The organism is Enterococcus hailinensis, assembly GCF_045862035.1.
GTDB lineage: Bacteria > Bacillota > Bacilli > Lactobacillales > Enterococcaceae > Enterococcus_A > Enterococcus_A hailinensis.
The window spans coordinates 19,485-40,600 of the sequence record NZ_BAAFRV010000018.1 but is presented as its reverse complement, the minus strand read 5'-3'; the positions used below and the strand labels follow the sequence as shown (position 1 = coordinate 40,600).

At 38.0% G+C, this 21,116-nt stretch carries 17 protein-coding genes; 2 read left to right on the top strand and 15 right to left on the bottom strand.

The window, feature by feature from the left end; all coding sequences use genetic code 11:
• Nucleotides 1-172: 172 nt before the first annotated feature.
• From yihA to ACKTSC_RS11325, 8 genes are all read right to left on the bottom strand, one after another.
• Nucleotides 173-769: a ribosome biogenesis GTP-binding protein YihA/YsxC gene (yihA, locus tag ACKTSC_RS11360; protein WP_407857637.1), complete on the bottom strand. Its 597-nt coding sequence runs from the start codon at nt 767-769 to the stop codon at nt 173-175.
• A 54-nt stretch (nt 770-823) separates the two neighbouring features.
• Nucleotides 824-2,071: an ATP-dependent Clp protease ATP-binding subunit ClpX gene (gene clpX / locus ACKTSC_RS11355; protein ID WP_332581052.1), complete on the bottom strand. Its 1,248-nt coding sequence runs from the start codon at nt 2,069-2,071 to the stop codon at nt 824-826.
• A 151-nt stretch (nt 2,072-2,222) separates the two neighbouring features.
• Nucleotides 2,223-3,623, bottom strand: a complete 1,401-nt coding sequence (locus ACKTSC_RS11350) for a GH25 family lysozyme (RefSeq protein WP_407857636.1) — start codon at nt 3,621-3,623, stop codon at nt 2,223-2,225.
• Nucleotides 3,624-3,800: 177 nt separating this feature from the next.
• Complete coding sequence (tig, locus tag ACKTSC_RS11345; protein WP_407856300.1) at nt 3,801-5,084, bottom strand: trigger factor; 1,284 nt, start codon at nt 5,082-5,084, stop codon at nt 3,801-3,803.
• Between the two features lie 103 nt (nt 5,085-5,187).
• Nucleotides 5,188-6,111 carry a tetratricopeptide repeat protein gene (locus tag ACKTSC_RS11340; RefSeq protein WP_407857635.1) on the bottom strand — a complete coding sequence of 308 codons (924 nt, stop codon included), beginning with the start codon at nt 6,109-6,111 and terminating at the stop codon, nt 5,188-5,190.
• Entirely contained in the window at nt 6,086-6,652 is a 567-nt protein-coding gene (locus ACKTSC_RS11335) for an RDD family protein (protein ID WP_407857634.1), read from the bottom strand. Before ACKTSC_RS11335 ends, ACKTSC_RS11340 begins: the two co-directional genes overlap by 26 nt.
• Nucleotides 6,653-6,654: 2 nt before the next feature.
• Nucleotides 6,655-7,683, bottom strand: a complete 1,029-nt coding sequence (gene sppA, locus ACKTSC_RS11330; RefSeq protein ID WP_407857633.1) for a signal peptide peptidase SppA — start codon at nt 7,681-7,683, stop codon at nt 6,655-6,657.
• Between the two features lie 15 nt (nt 7,684-7,698).
• Complete coding sequence (locus tag ACKTSC_RS11325) at nt 7,699-7,986, bottom strand: hypothetical protein (protein ID WP_407857632.1); 288 nt, start codon at nt 7,984-7,986, stop codon at nt 7,699-7,701.
• Between the two features lie 439 nt (nt 7,987-8,425).
• On the opposite strand from ACKTSC_RS11325, the gene glmS reads away from it, so the two are divergent.
• Complete coding sequence (gene glmS, locus ACKTSC_RS11320; protein WP_407857631.1) at nt 8,426-10,234, top strand: glutamine--fructose-6-phosphate transaminase (isomerizing); 1,809 nt, start codon at nt 8,426-8,428, stop codon at nt 10,232-10,234.
• An 82-nt stretch (nt 10,235-10,316) separates the two neighbouring features.
• On the opposite strand, the gene glmM is transcribed toward glmS, so the two are convergent.
• From glmM to nifJ, 4 genes are all read right to left on the bottom strand, one after another.
• Nucleotides 10,317-11,672, bottom strand: a complete 1,356-nt coding sequence (glmM, locus tag ACKTSC_RS11315) for a phosphoglucosamine mutase (RefSeq protein ID WP_332581059.1) — start codon at nt 11,670-11,672, stop codon at nt 10,317-10,319.
• A 27-nt stretch (nt 11,673-11,699) separates the two neighbouring features.
• Complete coding sequence (locus tag ACKTSC_RS11310) at nt 11,700-12,827, bottom strand: CdaR family protein (protein ID WP_407857630.1); 1,128 nt, start codon at nt 12,825-12,827, stop codon at nt 11,700-11,702.
• On the bottom strand, nt 12,824-13,708 hold the full coding sequence (cdaA, locus tag ACKTSC_RS11305) for a diadenylate cyclase CdaA (RefSeq protein WP_407857629.1): 885 nt from the start codon (nt 13,706-13,708) through the stop codon (nt 12,824-12,826). The genes ACKTSC_RS11310 and cdaA overlap by 4 nt, the downstream gene beginning before the upstream one ends.
• A 117-nt stretch (nt 13,709-13,825) precedes the next feature.
• A complete protein-coding gene (nifJ, locus tag ACKTSC_RS11300) occupies nt 13,826-17,500 on the bottom strand; it encodes a pyruvate:ferredoxin (flavodoxin) oxidoreductase (RefSeq protein ID WP_407857628.1) in 3,675 nt (1,224 codons plus the stop codon).
• 220 nt (nt 17,501-17,720) lie between these two features.
• Here nifJ and ACKTSC_RS11295 point away from each other — a divergent pair, with 220 nt between their 5' ends.
• A complete protein-coding gene (locus ACKTSC_RS11295) occupies nt 17,721-18,236 on the top strand; it encodes a thioredoxin domain-containing protein (protein ID WP_332581063.1) in 516 nt (171 codons plus the stop codon).
• Between the two features lie 23 nt (nt 18,237-18,259).
• Here ACKTSC_RS11295 and whiA read toward each other — a convergent pair whose 3' ends face one another.
• From whiA to rapZ, 3 genes are read right to left on the bottom strand one after another with little or no spacing between them, the layout of a single operon-like run.
• Nucleotides 18,260-19,195, bottom strand: a complete 936-nt coding sequence (whiA, locus tag ACKTSC_RS11290; protein WP_332581064.1) for a DNA-binding protein WhiA — start codon at nt 19,193-19,195, stop codon at nt 18,260-18,262.
• A gap of 15 nt (nt 19,196-19,210) precedes the next feature.
• Nucleotides 19,211-20,209, bottom strand: coding sequence for a gluconeogenesis factor YvcK family protein (locus ACKTSC_RS11285; RefSeq protein ID WP_332581065.1), 999 nt, complete (start codon nt 20,207-20,209; stop codon nt 19,211-19,213).
• A complete protein-coding gene (rapZ, locus tag ACKTSC_RS11280; RefSeq protein WP_332581066.1) occupies nt 20,206-21,093 on the bottom strand; it encodes an RNase adapter RapZ in 888 nt (295 codons plus the stop codon). The genes ACKTSC_RS11285 and rapZ overlap by 4 nt, the downstream gene beginning before the upstream one ends.
• Nucleotides 21,094-21,116 lie beyond the last annotated feature (23 nt).

Sequence of the window (21,116 nt, the reverse complement as noted above, 5' to 3'; positions counted from 1 at the left end):
CCACCTATATATTGTTCCTCTACTTGGGATATTAAATTCTTCCCGAAGGGAGGAACCTGATTCTCCGGATAATAATTATGTTTTGCCATTAGAAAAACACCTCCAAATTTATTTTACTAAATTTGAGGTGCTCTTTTTTAATTGTATCTAATTATAGTGTCAGTTCCTAAATTTAAGCTTGATCTTCTTTTATTGCTTCTTCGATTGCTTGCCAAGCTTCTTCTTTTCCTTGTTTTGTTTCTGAAGAGAAAAGAATAAAGGTGTCATTGTTATCAAAGTTCAATTTCTTTTTGATTGCACTAGTGTGCTTATTCCATTTGCCACGAGGAATTTTATCCGCTTTTGTTGCCACCACGATGACTGGAATATCATAGTATTTAAGGAATTCATACATTTGGATATCTTCTTTACTTGGATCATGACGAACATCGACTAACGATACGACCGCTCTTAATTGCTGACGGCTCGTAATATATGTTTCAATCATCTTTCCCCATTTTGCTCGTTCCGTTTTAGAAACCTTCGCATATCCATAACCTGGAACATCGACAAAATGCAATGCATCTTCAATCAAATAAAAGTTTAACGTTTGAGTCTTTCCGGGTTTTCCGGAAGTCCGTGCTAAATTTTTACGCTCGATCAATGTATTGATAAACGATGATTTCCCTACGTTTGAGCGTCCAGCTAAAGCAATTTCTGGTAAATCTGTTTCAGGATATTGCGCTGGAGAAACAGCACTGATTACGATATCCGCATTATTGACTTTCATTTTTTCACGCCTTTCAAAAAGGGTCCACAAATTATTTTGTGAACCCTCCATTTGCTAACCTGCTTTTTTTTCGTCATTTTGGTATTGAATCAACGGTTCGCCTAGTCCTTCGACAGAATCTTTTGTTACAGTAACTTTTTCGATTGTTTCATCAGAAGGAATATCAAACATCACGTCCATCATTACATCTTCAATAATAGAACGCAGTCCACGAGCACCAGTATTGCGCTCAATTGCCTTATCCGCGATTGCTCGTAAAGCATCCTCATCAAAGACTAATTCTGTTTCATCGTAAGATAGTAATTTTTGATATTGTTTTACTAAAGCATTCTTAGGTTCTGTTAAAATCCGAACCAAATCTTCAGTCGTTAATTTTTCCAAAGCAGTCGTTACAGGTAAACGTCCGATAAATTCAGGAATCAAACCAAACTTCAATAAGTCTTCCGGAATGATTTGTTGCATGATACTTGCTTCTTCATCGATTTTTTTATTATTTGTACCAAAACCGATTGTTTTTTCACCTAGACGATTTTTTACGATCGTTTCGATCCCATCAAACGCTCCGCCAACAATAAATAAGATATTTGTCGTATCGATTTGAATAAATTCTTGATGCGGATGTTTACGTCCACCTTGTGGCGGAACACTTGCAACAGTGCCTTCAAGAATTTTAAGTAATGCTTGTTGGACGCCTTCACCAGAAACATCACGTGTGATCGATACATTTTCGCTCTTACGAGTGATTTTATCGATTTCATCGATATAGATGATTCCTTTTTCTGCACGCTCAACATTGTAGTCAGCTGATTGCAATAATTTCAAAAGAATATTTTCTACATCTTCCCCGACATAGCCCGCTTCAGTCAAACTAGTTGCATCTGCAATCGCAAATGGAACATTCAACGTTCTCGCTAAGGTTTGGGCCAAGAATGTTTTACCTGAACCTGTCGGCCCGATCAAACAGATATTACTTTTTTGCAATTCGACTTCATCGACTTCTTCAGCTTCTGTATTCACACGTTTATAGTGGTTATATACTGCAACTGATAAAGCTCTTTTAGCACGATCTTGTCCAATAACATATTGATTCAACACATCAAGTAATTCTTTTGGCTTAGGTACATCGATAAACTCACGAATAGCTTCTTCGTGGAATTCTTCATCTATGATTTCTTTACAAAGGTCGATACATTCATTACAAATATATACTCCCGGACCTGCAACAACTTTTTTTACTTCTTCTTGGGTTTTGCCGCAAAATGAACAACGAACTGTTTCCCCTGCGCCTGTGCTCTCATACATGGCTTTCACCTCTTGCTTCTTTATCTACAAGTGTTTCCACGATTGCAGTCTTTATCTATAATACCACAATAGCTCTAAAAGACAAATAAACCATTTGGAATTACAAGGATTTCTAAAGAAAAAAGTTCTCGTATGACGAGAACTTTTTTCTTTATTTAGCATACCAACCGATACCTTCGTAACGCCAGCCTTTTTTCACTAAATTATCTTTTTCATTTGTATTCAATGTGTAGTGATGGGTCCCAGTTTTAGCATTTGGATTATACAAACGCAATAGTTTGTTTGATCCACCGGAGTACCAAGAGATTCCTTCATAACGCCAGCCTTTTTTCACTAAATTATCACGTTCATAGGAATTCATTGTATAGTGATGATCGCCTGCATTTTTATTATATAGACGATAGACCGGGCTACCCGATGTAGGCGCATTCCAACCTATTCCCTCATAACGCCAACCTTTAGACACAAGATTGTTTTTTTCTGCCACATTTTGCGTGTAGAAATGTTCTCCGCTATTCGGATTGTATACTCGATACATTTGAACACTGTTCACAGGTGTAGTATTGGGGCTACTAAACGTTGAAGTATAATCAGCATTAATATCAAAATTACCACTTATTCCAGGAAATGATAGTATTGAAGACCACTGCCATGCTCCGTACTGTGTATATAAGTTAGTGCTTGAAAGATTATAAGGATATGCTGCTACCCATATATTTTTATTTCCAATAGTTGTAGCATTGATTTTATTTGTTGTAATCCAGTTTAGTCCGATGTAATGACGCACATTACCGTAACCTAAATTTTTTAGTTGATTTTCAAATGCACGTGAATTATTTGTATGATTTCCTTGGCCAGCAATTTGCGGTTCTTCAATATCATTGACCATCACTGTACCACTACTTAGCCCAAAGCTTTTAGCTGCCTTCGCAAAATAATTGGCTTCTGCGACAGCTTCTGCATCTGTTTTAAACCAACTATAATGATAGGCAGAAACTTTCAAACCAGCTGTCATAGCATTATTTATTTGGCTTTGAGCATAGGGATTAATATAACTCGTTGACTCTGTCAATTTAATAACTACACCTGTCACACCGTAGCTCTTCATTTTTTGAAAATCAGCAACAGAAATCGTTCCATTATGAGAAGAAATATCAATAAAACTTTTACTTGGTGTATTTGTATTAGTCACTGAGACCGCAGGGATTGCGCTAAAAAGTTGAATAGATGGATATAAATCTGAACGACTCCTCAATGTCGGCATGATGCCTACATCACCTGTGTATCCACCAGTATTCCCCTCCGCATCATCACTGCTATTCACTGTACTTTGTTCCGTCATTTGCTCTGCAGTCTCTTCTGATACAGAAGATGAATTAGATGTCGATTGTTCTATGGATTCATTCGTTTGTGCAATAGTTTCATCAGTAGCTACTTCTGTAGTACTTGCTGTTTTTACCTCACTAGCGATTGTCTCTTCTGCTTTAACTGTAGTAGAGAGTGCTAAACAAGCCACTGTCAAAAAACCTAATCCTAAAATTGTTTTTTTCATTTTTTCCTCCAAATTAATTTATAAAGATTTTTCTTATAAAATAAATACAAGTTAGCTGAAATTATCAAATCATTAATCATATTGTATCAAATTAAGAGACTGTTTTAAAGAGATTAATTATTTCCAAATTTTTAAGCAAAAAAAAAGAGCGGATCTCTCCGCTCTCTAAAAATACAATTATTTTTCTACTGCTGTACCTGTTACGATTTCAACAGCTTTTTTCATTTTGATATCGTGTTCTAACATATCTTCTGTTAAGACGCGACGGATTTGTTCTTCTGGCATTTGGTACATGTCAGCTAATTCTTTGATTTCAGCAGCAACATCTTCCGCTGAAGCTTCGATTTTTTCAGCTTCAACGATTGCTTCCATCACTAAGTTTGTTTTAACACGGCTTTCAGCTTCGCCTTCAAATTGTGTATGAAGATCTTCTTCTGTAGAGCCAGTTAATTGATAGTACATTTCAGGAGAGATTCCTTGACGTTGCATGTTGTTCAAGAATTCATCCATTGAACGGTGTACTTCGTCATGTACCATTGAATGTGGAAGTTCAACGATTTCAGCATTTTCGACTGCTTGTTTAATCGCAGCTTCGTCTTTTGCTTCTTTAGCAGCTTCTGCTTTTTGTTTTGTTAATTCATCACGGTATTTTGTTTTTAATTCGTCTAAAGAATTTACTTCTTCATCAACGTCTTTAGCAAAATCATCATCTAATTCAGGTAATTCTTTTGCTTTTACTTCATGGATTGTTACTTTGAAGACTGCTTCTTTACCAGCTAAATCTTCTGCTTGGTAATCTTCAGGGAAAGTAACAGTTACATCTAAGCTTTCACCGGCTTTATGGCCAACTAATTGTTCTTCAAATCCTGGGATAAATGAACCAGAACCTAATTCAAGTGAATAGTTTTCACCTTTTCCGCCTTCGAATGCTTCGTCGCCGACGAATCCTTCAAAGTCGATAACAGTTGTGTCGCCATTTTCAGCAGCAGTATCTTCTTTAATAACTAATTCAGCTTGTGCTTCTTGTTCAGATTTCAAACGTGCATCAACATCTGCTTCTGAAACTTCCACTTCTTGTTTAGGAACTTCAAGTTCTTTGTAATCACCTAATTTAACTTCAGGTTTTACAGTAACTTCAGCTTTGATAACCCATGCTTCGCCTTTTTCCATGCTTTCAACATCGATTTTTGGTTGAGAAACAGGATCGATTCCCGCTTCTTTTACCGCAGCTTCATAAGCAACTGGTAATACGTCGTTCAAAGCATCTTCGTACAATGCTTCTTCGCCGTACATACGGTTAAATACTTGGCGAGATACTTTTCCTTTACGGAAACCAGGTACGTTAAGATTTTTTTTCACTTTGTTGAATGCATTTGTTAAGCCTTTTTGAATCTCAGTTTGTTCAATTGAGAAAGTTAACACACCATCATTGGTGCCTGTTTTTTCAAATTTTGCAGTCAAGTTTGTTCCCTCCGAATACTAATATACTTGCATTTTGCATACTATTAAATATTACACTACTGATTGTGAAAAGTAAATATAAAGCTTTTACTCTCAACGCTTTTTAATGATAACCCAACATCAGTTCTTTTATCTTTTGACGTAGTGCTTCAATTTGCGGATTTAAGTCTGCTTCAATTCCGGCATAATCAACTAGATAGCTATTCACCCATGCTTGTGCGTCATTATAAGAACTTTGTAAAGGATAAAGAAATACCATCTCTAAATTGACTTGTTCTATCAAATTACTTAATAAAACAGGGTCTTCATCCAGCAAAATTGTGGTCAATAACTCATCAATTGTTTGCTGAAGCGTCGTATCAAACCCGGTATCCACAGGAATTAATTCTACGACTTCTTCCTGAAACGTTAAATAGCGAAATCTTTCATTTACGCCTAGACGCGCCAAACTTTCAAATAAATAGCTACGAACCAATGGGGACACTGCCGAGTTCAACATAAAATCAGCAGCCCAAAATTTCAACCGTTCATTGGTCAGACCCCTAACTTTACGGATCAACAACAACTGTTCCATATTGCTTAGCTTTGGTAACTCTTTTAATTCATCTTCAATTACTTTCATCGCTGCTTGCTGCTGTTTTTGATAAAAATCTTCTTGGTCATCGATTCGAAATAACCATAGATTCTTCTGCTCTTCGGTAATCGATTTTACTTTTTGGGCTTGCCATAAAAACTCCCGCGCTGCAAAAAAACGATGCACCAATAGTTGTATTTGTATATATAGATCAATGGATTCAACACTTTCCAAATAATCTTCAGCTGCTTCTTTAGCATATTCCATAGCAACCCCGAATTCACCTTGTTCGACTGCTAAACTTGCAATCAAACGATTTAATTTGGGCGATGGGTTCTCTTGATACGCTAATTTATAATTTTCTAATGCTATTTTGTCTTCACCATTAGCAAAAGCTTCTTCAGCTAATGTTAAGTAATAATGATCGTTATTCGGAAATTCGATCGGTTTCATTCGTATATAATTCCTCTCTAGCTGCTAACAAGTTTATCGTAACGACACTCGTGTCTGAAAAATAATCCCCGATGTGCTGTTTATTTGGCGTAAAAATCGTCACTAGATAACCTAGCATGAACAATGATCCTCGTAAGATAAAACGACAAGCACCTTCTCGTACAAAGATTGTTTTCCAACTCAACGTTGCCTCATTAAAGCAAACTACTTGAATACCAAAAATCATCTTACCAATCGTTTGTCCATGATTCATTTTAGTCATTACGATAAAATAAACTAAATAGATTACTAATGCCAGCGCACCATAAATAGTTGTTAGCTCAGAACTTTTATCCCAACCAATAAAATAAGCTGGAAGCCCTAGCGCAACTGATTGAATTGCTGTAATGCAAAGTAAATCGATCAAATAGGCAAACAAACGTATCCAAAATCCTGCATAAAAATAATTGGGATACTGATGAAATTCAGGCTTCTGCATCTTTTTTTTCAGTAATGTTTCGACCGGCCCAACAGCTGGACGCTGGCGTGTTTCTTCGACCATCTTTATTCACCTCCATAAAGATACATTGCTTTAGGAGCTTGAGGTGTACCTACACTCTCAACAATCTTTTTCACTAAGTCTTCTTGGGAAGGTTTAATTCCTTGAAATTCTGCCAAACTACTGCCTAGCCATGTATTGATAAAGTTTGTAGCACCTGTTGTATAAGTCACAACTTGCGCATCACTTAATTTTTTATCTTTTTTCAATGCTTGTAGCGCCTGATCGGGATAACCGATTTCGTCCACTAATCCATTATCTACAGCTTGAGACCCATCATAGATACGACCATCTGCTAACTTACGGACATCCGTTTCATTCATCTTTCGGCCTTCAGCGACTACTTTTACAAATCGTCCATACATACTGTCAACAAAAGCTTGCAAGACTTCTTTATCTTGTTCAGTTTGTGGTCTTGAAGACGAACCAATATCTTTTAACGCTCCACTTTTGATGGTTGAATCAGCAATTCCTAATTTCTCCATTAACCCTGAATAGTTCATGCTAGACATGATCACACCGATCGACCCCGTCATGGTGTCTTCCGTTGCAAAAATTTTGTCAGAACTTGCAGCAATATAGTACCCACCGCTAGCAGCTTGACCTTCCATCGTTGCATAAATCGGAATTTTTTTATCCTTTTGAATGTCCTTTAATGCCCGTGTTATTTCAGCAGTCTCATAGACAGATCCGCCAGGCGAATTAATTTCCAGTAAAATACCCTTTACTTGTGGATCTGCTTTTATAGCAGCTAATTGTTTCATAAATAATTCATGGTTATAACCACCTGAAGAAAACAATCCGCTTGTTCCATCATCCACGATTGTTCCTTCAACTACTAATTTAACGATTTTCTGATCACTTGTTCCTGCTTCTTCGACTTGTTCTTGGACATCATCGTTTCCATAAAGCAACTCATTTATTTGTCCCATCTGCTTTTCATTTTCTGATTTTTGCGTAATCGATGACGATACGATTGAAAATACCAACAATACAACTGCAATAATAATTGCTACCCAACGCCGTTTATTCATTTCATTCCTCCTAATTTAATATAAATTACGAATAACCAATACTTTTTCGATTGGTCCATTACTGTTCATTTTTTCAGCCTTTTCTGTTAGTGAATATCCGCCAAAAGATTCGTGAGTTAATGGATCTTCAATTTGAAAAGATTGTGCCTCTTCGACACTCAAGGCGTCAGGGCTGATTTCTTGGATACTGTCCCATCCAGTGTCCAAAAATATTTTCATTTCATCGTTTATTTCTGGCTCATTTTCAAGTTGCGCCAAAAATTTACGTAATTCTCCTACAGTTAAATTATCCGGTTGATTCATTTATTTTCCCTCCTTGATTTAGATCGTTCCGATAGAATCAATGTATGACTAGATCAGCTACTTATTACCCATCCAGTGTACCATACCATTTTAGCTTATTCTTCGATCAGAAGAAATGAAAAAATCTCTTCCCTTTCGTGTAACAAAAACTAATAAATCGTATATACCAATTCAATTAAAATAAAAAAATATTTGACTTACCCAAGCATTTATATTATATTATTGTTTGTTTCCGGTATTAAAAAAATGAAATCTTAAATGTACCAATAAGATAGCGCCAGGCCTTATAACAGGTGACGAGGATGAAGTTTATCGAAAGATTCGGCGGATGACTTCAGGGTTGCTGTGCTCTAAAGATTATTTTAAAAACTTGATAAAAGAACAAAAAAATAATCAGACAGCTCGGAAACATATAATGATAGGAAAGTAGGAAAACATTATGTGTGGAATCGTAGGGATCGTAGGCAATCAACAAGCAACTAGTATTTTAGTGAATGGATTAGAAAAACTTGAGTATCGTGGATATGACTCAGCTGGTATTTTTGTAGCAGACCAAAGCGAAGATTTCTTGATTAAATCGCAAGGACGAATTAAAGAACTATCTGACAAAATTAGTGAAGACGTTCATGGTACTATCGGCATTGGACATACTCGCTGGGCTACTCACGGTGAACCGAGTGAAAAAAATGCTCATCCGCACACTTCACAAAGCAAGCGCTTCGTTTTAGTTCATAATGGCGTAATTGAAAATTATGATGACTTAAAAAACAATTTTTTATCAGAAGATCATTTCTATGGCGAAACAGACACCGAGATTGTTGTTCATTTGATCGAACATTTTGCTGATCAAGGATTAACTACAAAAGAAGCTTTTCGTAAAGCCTTAGCAGAAATCCACGGCTCATACGCCTTTGGATTGATCGACAAAGAAGATCGCGAAACAATTTTTGTCGCTAAAAATAAAAGCCCCTTATTGATCGGACTTGGAGATGGTTTTAACGTAATCTGCAGTGATGCAATGGCGATGTTGGAGCAAACAAATCAATTTGTTGAAATCAACGATGGCGAAATGGTCATTGTCACAGAAGATCATGTTGAAATCGAAGATGCTGCTGGTAATGAGATTCAACGTGCCCCTTATGAAGCAAAAATTGACCTTTCTGATATGGAAAAGGGCACTTATCCTTACTACATGTTAAAAGAAATCGATGAACAACCTGCTACAATGCGTCGGATCATTAGTGAATATACTGATGAAACAGGAACTGTCGTTATTGAAAAAGCGTTGTTACAAAGTTTATTGGATAGTGACCGAATCTATATCGTGGCCTGCGGGACAAGTAATAATGCTGGCTGGGCAAGTAAACAAATTATTGAAAGCTTAGCCAACATTCCCGTAGAAATTCATTTATCAAGCGAATTTGGTTATAATATGCCATTACTCTCAGAAAAACCATTCTTTATCTATTTGACTCAAAGTGGTGAAACTGCAGATAGCCGTCAAGTATTAGTCAAAACGAATGAACTAGGACACCCTTCACTTACAGTCACAAACGTCCCAGGCTCGACATTATCTCGTGAAGCTAGTTATACGATGTTATTACACGCTGGCCCCGAAATTGCTGTTGCATCTACAAAAGCATATACGGCACAAATTGCTGCTTTAACTGTTCTAGCAAAAGCTGTCGGTGAAGCTAAAGCCATCAGTGCAGCTAAAGAATTTGATTTAACAAAAGAATTAGGAATTGCCGCAAATGCAATGGATGTCATGATTGCTGAAAAAGCCATGATTGAAGAAATAGCTGAAGAATACTTAGCAACGACTCGTAATGCGTTTTATATCGGACGCGCTGAAGATTACTACGTCTCAATGGAAGTTGCGCTAAAATTAAAAGAGATTTCATACATCCAGGCAGAAGGATTTGCTGCTGGTGAATTAAAACATGGAACGATTGCCTTGATTGAAGAAGGAACACCCGTTATTGGTATTATTACCGAAGCTGTGACAGCCCCACATACTCGTGGCAATTTACGTGAAGTAGAAAGTCGTGGAGCACATACTTTAGTTATCGCATCAGAAGAATTGAGCAAAGAAGGCGATCAAATTGCGCTTCCAGTTGTTCATCAATTTTTACGTCCGCTAGTATCTGTCATTCCAGGACAATTGATCGCTTATTACGCGACACTTTTACGTGGCTATGACGTTGATAAACCTCGAAATCTAGCAAAATCCGTTACCGTCGAATAAGCAAAAAGGTTGAGAAAATTTCTCAACCTTTTTTTATTAAAAAAATAGCACCTTGATCAAAATGATCAAGGTGCTATTTCAATTAATCTAATCCGATTTCTGCTCGAACAACAGCAGCAATTTTTTCGACATAGTAATCGACTTTTTCGTCCGTTGGCGCTTCAGCCATTACGCGTAATAACGGTTCTGTTCCTGAAGGGCGAACTAAAATACGACCGTCGCCATTCATTTCAGCTTCTGCTTCTTCAATGGCTTGTTTGATTGCTGGGACATCCATCGCGCCATATTTGTCACTCACACGAATATTCACAAGTTTTTGCGGATAAATCGTTACTTCACTAGCTAATTCAGATAATTTTTTCCCAGATTGTTTCATGATGTTCAGTAATTGGATTCCAGTTAACATCCCATCGCCTGTAGTATTATAATCTAGGAATAAAACGTGTCCTGATTGTTCTCCACCGAGATTATAATCATTTTTACGCATTTCCTCAACAACGTAGCGGTCACCGACTTGCGTAATCACATCTTCTAAACCAATATCTTCGATCGCTTTATGAAAACCTAGATTACTCATTACTGTTGTGACAACAGTATTTTTCTTCAGACGTTTACGCCCGGCTAAATATTTGGCACAAATAAACATAATGCGATCACCATCGATGATATTACCTAATTCATCTACTGCGATCACGCGGTCGCCATCTCCATCGAAAGCTAAACCAGCATCTGCTCCTTTTTCAACGACCATCTTAGCCAATTCTTCAGGATGGGTCGAACCAACACCGGCGTTGATATTCAACCCATTTGGTGAAGTCCCCATTGTATAAAAATCAGTTTCTAAATCGGCAAATAAACGATTGACACTTGTAGCAGTTGCTCCATTAGCTGCATCTACACAGACTGTCACGCCTGATAAATCTCCAGAGATTGTTTGAACCAAAAATTGAGAATATTTCAACAGACCTTCATGGAATTCATCTAATGTACCTAAGCCATCAGCTGATGGACGTGGCAACGTGTCTTCTTCCGCATCGATTAATGCTTCGATCTCTGCTTCTTGTTCATCGACTAATTTGAAACCATCTCCACCAAAGAATTTAATTCCGTTATCTTCTGCTGGATTGTGAGAAGCTGAAATCATAACGCCGGCTGAAGCTTTTTGCAATCTTGTTAAATAAGCAACTCCTGGCGTTGAGATGACACCTAATTGAAAGACTTCGATTCCGACTGATAATAGTCCAGAAATCAAAGCTGTTTCTAATAGCTCGCCTGAAATACGCGTATCTCTTCCGACTAACACTCTTGGACGACCATCACTTTCATGATGCTGACTTAAAACATATCCGCCGCAGCGACCTAGTTTAAAAGCTAATTCTGGTGTTAACTCTTTATTCGCGATTCCGCGTACCCCATCTGTTCCAAAATATTTACCCATTAATTTATAATTCCCTTCTTCATCTAGTTAATTGGTTGATTGAACTGTTCTCTCTTGAGAGACACTGGTTGTAGTAGTTGTCGTAGAACTCTCAACTGTAGTAGAACTTGATTTTTCACTTGAAGAATCATTTCCAGTTGAGTGATTCGACTCACTCACCATTGAACTAGAATGATTCGTACTGCTTGATTCTGTTTCTTGTGTTTCTTTGAATGTCGGTGCTACTTGGGCACTCACTGTCTTAGGATCCACTTGGAAATCACCAGATACAGGTACATCAATAAACTTCTTGACTGTTCCTTGTATCTGACTGACATCAACTGGAATGCCGATCGAATCAATCTTATCGATCACTGATTGTGCTCCACTAATCGTTGCCGTCGTCCGATTTAAATCGATTTGGACACTATCGACATTTGAAGGAAGATTCCCTTCTTGAATCGGATATAAAGATACTTCTTTACTAGGTGTTTCGATTTCAAAAGTAACAACTACATTTTGTGGATTCGATTGGATCGCCAAAGCTTCACCGCTAGAGTTCAACGCTTGGACTTGTGCTTCAATGCTGTCTTGATCCGTTGTTAATTTACTACTGTCCACCGATGCCACTACACGATCGATTTGTTTCATCGTATCCTCACCCGTAGTGATTTTTACTTTACTGGGTTTAACGGACATTTCACCGATTTTTAAGCCATCATTACTAGTTGTACTGCTTAAAACAGGCGAAACACTGTATTCTTCGGTCTTTTTCTTTTCAATAGTTACAGAAATAGTTTTTGGTTCGATCTGCGCATATAATGAGCTCGATAAATTTTTAGTTTTCAATTTAACTTCATGCGTTCCTGGACCAAGATTTGACAGATCAGCAACGATCGTAAAATCGCGTGTATCTGAATCAACTTCTTTATTTAATTGAATTCTATTTGCTCCGTTTAATTTAACAGAAACAGTAGAAGAAAAACCATGAACAAAATATTTATCCGAATCATATTGCACATCAATTGGTACATTATCGATCGATTTTTCATAGTTAGTATCCGAAGAAAAAACTTGACTAACATTTTGACTATTCACGTTGAAGAATAAAATCAAACTAAATAATAAAGAAATCAACATATACGGCAAGTTGCTTTTTTTAAATTTAATTTTCATTTTTTGCCTCCTTTAGTCAATCCTTCCAAAAAGGTTTGTAAGAGACTTCTTTTGTTCAGATCTTTTTCATCCGGTAATAATTCCCGACGCATCACTGCTAAATATTCTTCTTGCGATAAATCATGCATGAAATCATTATTCAACGTGATACTAACACCGCCAGTTTCTTCAGAAACAATAAAAGTTAATGCATCACTGACTTCACTGATACCGACTGCGGCACGATGACGTGTCCCAAACTCCTTTGGAATCAGCATACTATCTGACAATGGTAAATAAGCGGAAGCAACAGCGATTTTTCCATTTTTTACAATTACAGCACCATCATGCAACGGCGTGTTAGGAATAAAGATATTGATCAACAATTCGCCAGTGATGTCTGCATCGAGATCAATCCCAGTTTCAATATATTCTTCCAAGCCAGTAAAACGCTGAATTGTTACTAAAGCACCAATTTTACGTTTTGACATGTACTGGATCGCTTTATCGAAAGCTAGAATCATCCGTTCGTCATCGCGCTCTTCTTTCTTGCTTGGTTTGAAAAACGAACTTCGACCTAAATGCTCCAAGCCTCGTCGAACTTCCGGTTGGAAGATGACGATTGCTGCAATCACTCCATAAGTGATGATTTGATTCATCAACCAAGATAGCGTATGTAGACCAATCAATTCTGCTAGGATTCTTATTCCAATGAAAATTGCGACACCTTTGATCAATTGGACAGCTTTTGTTCCACGAACAATTTCAAACAAGCGATAAATTAAATACCAAACGACAAAAATATCTAGCAGGTTAACGATAATATCCCAAGTTGAAAGATTCTCAGAAAAAAGGCTCAGCCAATAATCAGCTTTAAATAATTCCATTAGATGACTAGGCATATGTAACCTCTCTTTCTATCTAAAATTCTCTACAATTATACCACAGTGGCTTAAGTCTAGCATAAAATTTAAGAAGGAAAAGAGCCTTAGAAGACTAAGGCTCTTACTAATTAGTTATTATGATTTATTACGTTTTTCAGCTCGAGCTGCTCTGCGGGCTGCACGACGAGCTTCTGCCTCAGGATCGATTTTCTTTTCCCGTTTTGACTTTACTGCTACAGCTGTTTTTTCAACAGTTTCTGCCGTTCCAGCTAATTTTGCACGGATTTTTTCTTCTTGTCCAGCTAAGCGTGCGTAATTATAAAAACGTGTTTCCGCATCATTGACGGTTTTTTGATACAAGCGTTGGGCATCATCTGGTTGGATACGTTCTAAAGCAGAGAATCGATTTTGTTGTTTCATAAACCCGATCATTTCACTAAAATCCGGCTTCTTATAATCTAAAGTCATTGGATTTTTGCCTTTTTCTCGTTGTGCTGGGTTGTAACGATACAATGACCAATAACCAGACTCTACCGCTTCTTTCGCTTCACGTAATGTTTGACTCATCCCACCACGCAATCCGTGATTGATACATGGAGTATACGCAATGATCAATGAAGGTCCAGGGAATTTTTCAGCTTCTTCTAAGGCTTTAATCGTCTGCATTTGGTTGGCACCAGATGCAATTTGAGCAACATACACATTGCCATAAGTCATCGCCATCATACCTAAATCTTTTTTAGATTGGTATTTTCCGCCCGCCGAAAATTTTGCGATTGCAGAAGCAGGTGTTGCTTTTGATGTTTGTCCCCCGGTATTAGAATAAACTTCATTATCCATTACTAAGATATTGACATCCGCACCGCTGGCTAAGATATGATCGATACCACCAAAACCGATATCATAAGCCCAGCCATCGCCACCAAACATCCATTGACTTGTTTTAACAAATAAATCACGATCATCATAAATAGCTGCCAATTGAGGATTAGTCAAACCTTCCTCTTCCAATGCTGCAGTCAACTTGGTTGCACGCTGTTGTGTGCCTTCGGACTCAAACATGTGATCCATCCAATCTTCCATCAGTTCACGAAGATCTTCAGAAACAATATCTAATACATTATTGATCTTATCTGCTAATTCTTTTCTTCTGGTTTGATTAGCTAAAAACATCCCATAACCGAATTCTGCATTGTCTTCGAATAATGAATTGGACCACGCTGGACCTTGGCCTTTGTCATTTGTTGTATAAGGACTGACTGGTGCTGCCGCTCCCCAAATCGAAGAACAACCAGTAGCATTTGCGATCATCATCCGATCACCAAACATTTGCGTCATTAATTTTACGTAAGGCGTTTCTCCACAACCAGCACAAGCACCTGAAAATTCTAATAATGGTTTATTGAATTGAGAGCCTAATACTGAGTTCGTTTTGGCTGGATTTGCTTTTTGTTTCAGTGTCATTGAAAATGCCCAATTGATTGCTTGTTCTTTCTCTTCTTCATATGGCTTCATGACTAACGCTTTTTCTTTTGCGGGGCAAGCTTCCACACAAAGACCGCAACCGGTACAATCTTCAATCGATACTTGGATCCGATATTTTAACCCGTCAGCACCTCGCATCTCGCGAACAATATAACCTTCTGGGGCTTCGCCCAATTCTTCTTCATCCGCCAAGAATGGACGAATCGCTGCATGTGGACAAACGAATGAACATTCATTACACATCGTACAACGATCGCTGATCCAATGAGGCACTTCTAATGCTACACCACGTTTTTCAAACGTCGTTGTACCTGTTGGGATCGTCCCATCAGTCATTCCGTTTTTAATTAAGTCATTGACGGTTAAATCATTTCCTCGCATTGAATTGACGGGTTCAAGAATTTCTTCGACATATTGAGAAACAGGTGTTTTACGTACCTTCTCTGGAATCTCAACTGTGCGCCAAGTTTCAGGAACTTGGACTTGGTGTAATAATTCGACGGTTTGGTCGATTGCTGCTTGGTTTTTTTCAACAATCTCGACTGATTTACGGCGATAACTCTTATCCGCTTCTTCTTTTAAGATACCTAAAACTTCATCAAATGGAATAATACCTGTCAAGCTGAAGAAAGCCGTTTCCATTACTGTATTGATCCGTTGACCTAACCCGACTTCCATTGCCAACTTCGCCGCATTGATCGTATAAAATTTGATATCATTTTCAGCAATGTATCGTTTCATTCTTGCTGGTAATAATTTATCCATTTGGGTATCATTCCACATCGTATTCATCAAGAAAATACCGCCTGGTTTCAAGCCTTTTAATAAATCATACGTATGAATATAGGCTGGTGTATGACAAGCAATGAAATCAGCACTTTCTACTAAATAAGTCGAACGGATCGGTGTATCTCCAAAACGTAAATGTGAAACCGTCAACCCACCTGATTTTTTAGAATCATAATAAAAATATCCTTGAGCATACTTGTCCGTATGATCACCGATGATTTTGATTGCTGATTTATTGGCACCCACAGTCCCGTCAGAACCAAAGCCCCAGAATTTAGCTTGGAAGGTCTTAGGATTCGTTAGATCGACGATTTTTTTGCTTTCTAAAGACATATATGTGACATCATCAACAATACCGATTGTAAAACGTTTCTTCGCGGATTGTTTGTCTTTTAATAATTCATCGTAAACAGCAATGATTTGATCTGGTGTTACATCTTTAGAGCCAAGGCCAAAGCGACCACCAATAATTTTAGGACGGACATCTGATTCATACATGGCACTTTGGATATCTAATAGTAAAGGTTCACCATCAGCACCAGGCTCCTTAGAACGATCTAAAACAGCAATTGATTTTACAGACGCTGGTAATTTTTCTAAAAAGTTCTCCGTTGGGAATGGACGATAAAGATGGATATTCAAGAAACCAACTTTACGACCATTTGCATTCAAATAATCAACCGTTTGTTCAATCGTTTGAGCGACTGAACCCATCGCAACGATGACTTCTTCTGCATCTTCTGCTCCATAGTAAGTGACCAGATCATAATTTGTTCCACGTAATTTATTGATTTCAAACATATATTTTTGCACAATCATCGGTAAATCTTCATAATAACGATTGACTGTTTCTCTTTGTTGAAAATGGATGTCAGGATTTTGGTTAGTTCCGCTGATAGTAGGATGGTTAGGGTTCATACTACGTTTACGGAATGCCTTCAATTTCTCTTGATCTATCAACGGTGCTAATTCATCATATTCGATGACTTCAACTTTTTGAATTTCATGACTCGTTCTAAATCCATCAAAGAAATTCATAAATGGAACACTGCCTTCAATCGCAGCTAAATGAGCGACTGCTGATAAGTCCATTACTTCTTGGACACTGCTTTCTTGCAACATAGCAAAACCGGTTTGACGAGCAGCCATCACATCGCCATGATCCCCAAAGATATTTAATGCATTGGTTGTTAGTGCACGACTGGCAACATGAAAAACGCCAGGTAACAATTCACCAGCAATTTTATACATATTCGGAATCATTAATAACAATCCTTGCGAAGCGGTATAAGTTGTAGTCAGTGCACCCGTTTTTAATGCGCCATGTACCACACCGGCCGCTCCTGCCTCTGATTGCATTTCCGTGATCGATACAGGCTGACCAAAAATATTTTTCTTTCCTTGGGTTGCCCATTGATCAACTAATTCAGCCATTGTTGAACTAGGAGTAATTGGATAGATTGCTGCTAACTCAGTGAACGCATACGAGATATATGCCGCCGCTGTATTGCCATCCATCGTTTTTTTCTTACGCATGATTTTCCTCCTTAAATATTTTACCTATGAATGGAACAAATGCTCTTTTTAACAAACTAAAAAAAGACAACATTCGTATAAACTTTATAATGACGCACTTATTATAAACCACTGCAACAAAATTTAAAATAATACTTTCGTTCTTTTCATTTGAATAGTTAAAAAAGTTTTGTTTTCTATTCATTTTTTTGTACACTAGTAATAGAAAGGACGTGTTTTTGTGGATATTTCTGTAATCAAAGCATCACTTGTTAATGACTTCAACGGAATCAAAATTGGTTCGGATGATGCGCCGAAAAAAATCATCGAATTTATGAATCTGCGCTGTCCCTACTGTAAACAATGGTTTGAGGAATCGCGTGCAACACTCGATCAAGCAGTTGCTGATGGAAAAGTTCAACGGATCATTAAATTGTTAGACAAAGACAAAATCAGCTTACAGCGCGGTAATGTCATGCACGAATACATTAGCCCGGATGCTGACAAAGCATTGATACAAATCCAACAAGCCTATGATACTCAAGATACTTGGGGTGACTTTGAGCTTGAAGATGTGGCGAAATACGCTGAGAATACTTTGCATTTTGAACAACAAGCCAACCGTGAACTTCAACAAGAGATTCGCAACGAAGCGGACCAAGCAACTATCAAGTTCGTTCCGACCGTAGTGATTGGCGAACATATTTTTGATGAATCAATTGATGAAGCCACTTTAACAAGTTACTTGACTGAATAAAAATGAAAAAAACCGTTTGTTGATCAAACGGTTTTTTTTCTTAGGTTATCCGCAAAATCATTGATTTTTCGAACGCGATGATTGATACCTGATTTAGAAATCGAGCCAGAAGGAATCATCTCTCCTAATTCTTTCAGACTAATCTCAGGATTTTGCATTCGTAGCTCCGCAATTTCTTGCAGTTTCTCGGGCAATGCTTGTAATCCCACCGTCGATTCTATAAAACGAATGTTATCGATTTGCTTCGAAGCAGCATCGATCGTTTTATTCATATTCGCCGTCTCACAATTTACTAAGCGATTCACTGAATTTCGCATATCACGAACAATACGAGCGTCTTCAAATTTCAACATTGAATTGGTCGCACCGATCAATGTCAAAAAGTCCGCAATTTTTTCCGCACCCTTCAAATAGGTGATAAAACCATTTCTGCGTTCAAGTGTTCGCGCATTTAAATCAAATTGATTCAACAAATCACAGATATCTTGATTGTGCTCTTCGTAAATTGAAGATATTTCTAAATGATAGCGACTAACTTCAGGATTATTCACCGAACCGGAAGCTAAAAATGCTCCCCGTAAATAAGCCCGCGTTTTTTCATCAGAATTTTTGATATCTGGCGCAATATTAGGTTGGAACATTAGACCATCCATGATATCCAAGTCTAATAATATTCTTTGGGTCTCTTGTTTAAGTCGTACAATGTAAACATTGTTTTTCTTTAATTTCATTTTTCGACGCACGAGTAATTCACTCCGGACGCCATAATGTTCTTTCATTAAAGTAAAAATTCGTCGAGCAATCGCTGCATTTTCTGTTTGGACATTCAAAACAAATTGATGATTGCTCAAGCTGAGAGAGCCGTTCATTCGAATCAAAGCAGACAACTCAGCTTGTGCGAGATTTTTTTTGACTTCAAGACCCGTTAATTCTTTTTTAACTTCCGCTGCAAAAGACATGACGAGTCCTCCTTCTTAAATTTTCGCTCCAAAAACGATACGGAACAATTCATCAACTACTTTGTCGCCATCATGAAAGACGCCGCCATCACGAAGTTCTAGAAAATCGGTCGAAACGACCCGACAGCCTTCTTCTCTTAGCCCATTGAAATCATGAGTGACTTGTACTAGATATTCATCGTAAACCTCTGGATCCATATATCCATCAGGGACATGTTCTGTGTTTACTAGAACTGTATCGATAAATTTACTTTGTAAATGTTTGTGAAGCACCCGGATATGGTCTGCATCACTAAAATGTTCCGTTTCCCCTTTTTGTGTCATGATATTACAAATATAAACAACTTCAGCAGCTGTTTTACGAACCGCCTCGCCAATTTCTTCAATCACTAAATTAGGCAAGATACTTGTGAACAACGATCCAGGACCTAATACGACCATGTCGGCTTCTTCGATCGCCGCAACAACTTTGCGAGCAGCACGAACAGCACGGTCTCCATTTTTTTCCGTTACATAAACATGGTCGATCGTTTTTCGATCAAGAGCGATTTTAGATTCTCCAACCACACTTGTTCCATCAGTAAATTCTGCATGCAATACTAATGGGGTTTCAGAAGACGGATAAATATGTCCGTCCACATGAAGCATTTTCGATAGTAGTTGAATCGCTTCATAAGTACTATTGCGCATTTCAGATAATGCAGCAATCAAAAGGTTACCAATCGTATGATTAGCTAGAAAATTATCACTTGCTTGGAAGCGATATTGAAAAAGATCTTCATACAATTTCGGCATATCAGACAGCGCAGCTAGCACATTACGCAAATCGCCTGGCGGTGCCATATCAATCGAATTACGCAATTCACCACTGCTGCCGCCATCGTCTGCTACGGTTACGACTGCAGTGATTTCGGCACTTTGATTGCGCAAACTTTTCAAAATAACGGGCAGACCGGTTCCTCCGCCGATCACAACAATTTTCGGTTTGCGAATACGGTACGTTTTCATTTTCATGAGCGATTCACCGTCTCTTTCCGTTTATCTTTGTCGCGGTGCGTGATATTCACTTTGTAATCTGCTTCTTTGATCGCTTTGCCAATACGTTCCGATAATGCCACCGAACGATGTTGTCCACCAGTACAGCCGATGGCGATCGTCAAAGAACTTTTTCCTTCTTTGATATAGCCCGGCAAAATATCCATGATCAAACGAACAAAATTGGAATAAAATCCTTCTGTCTCTGGAAAAGACATCACATAATCATAGACCGGTTGATCTAAGCCCGTCTGCGGTCGCAATTCAGGAATATAATGAGGATTTGGCAAAAAACGCACATCCATCACAATATCTGCATCGATGGGCAGGCCGTATTTAAAACCAAAGGAGAGCATTTCAACGTGGAATCCCGCATCATCTTTTTGTTTAAATGATTGATTGATTTGTTCTCGCAATTGACGTGGAGTCAATTCAGTCGTATCGATCGTAAGCGTTGCGCGCATTTTTAAATCTTCCAGAATAGCTCGTTCTTTACGAATCCCTTCCGTCACCAAACCATCCATCGCTAGCGGATGAGCTCGACGGGTTTCTTTATAACGAGAAACTAATTCTTCATCTGAACAATCTAAAAATAAAATACTCGTGTCAATGAATCCGGTATTCTCGATCTCTACTAGCATTCTTTGAATATCTTCAAAAAATGAACGAGAACGTAAATCGACTACTAAAGCAATCTTGGTTACTTTTCCAGATTCACGGATCAATTCCCAAAATTTTGGAATCAAGCCCGGAGGCATATTATCTACACAGAAATATCCCATATCTTCAAAACTTTGAATCGCAACGGTTTTCCCGGCACCGCTCATACCAGTGATGACTACCAAATGTAAACTTTCAGTCATTTGTGTCACTCCTCTCTAATTTA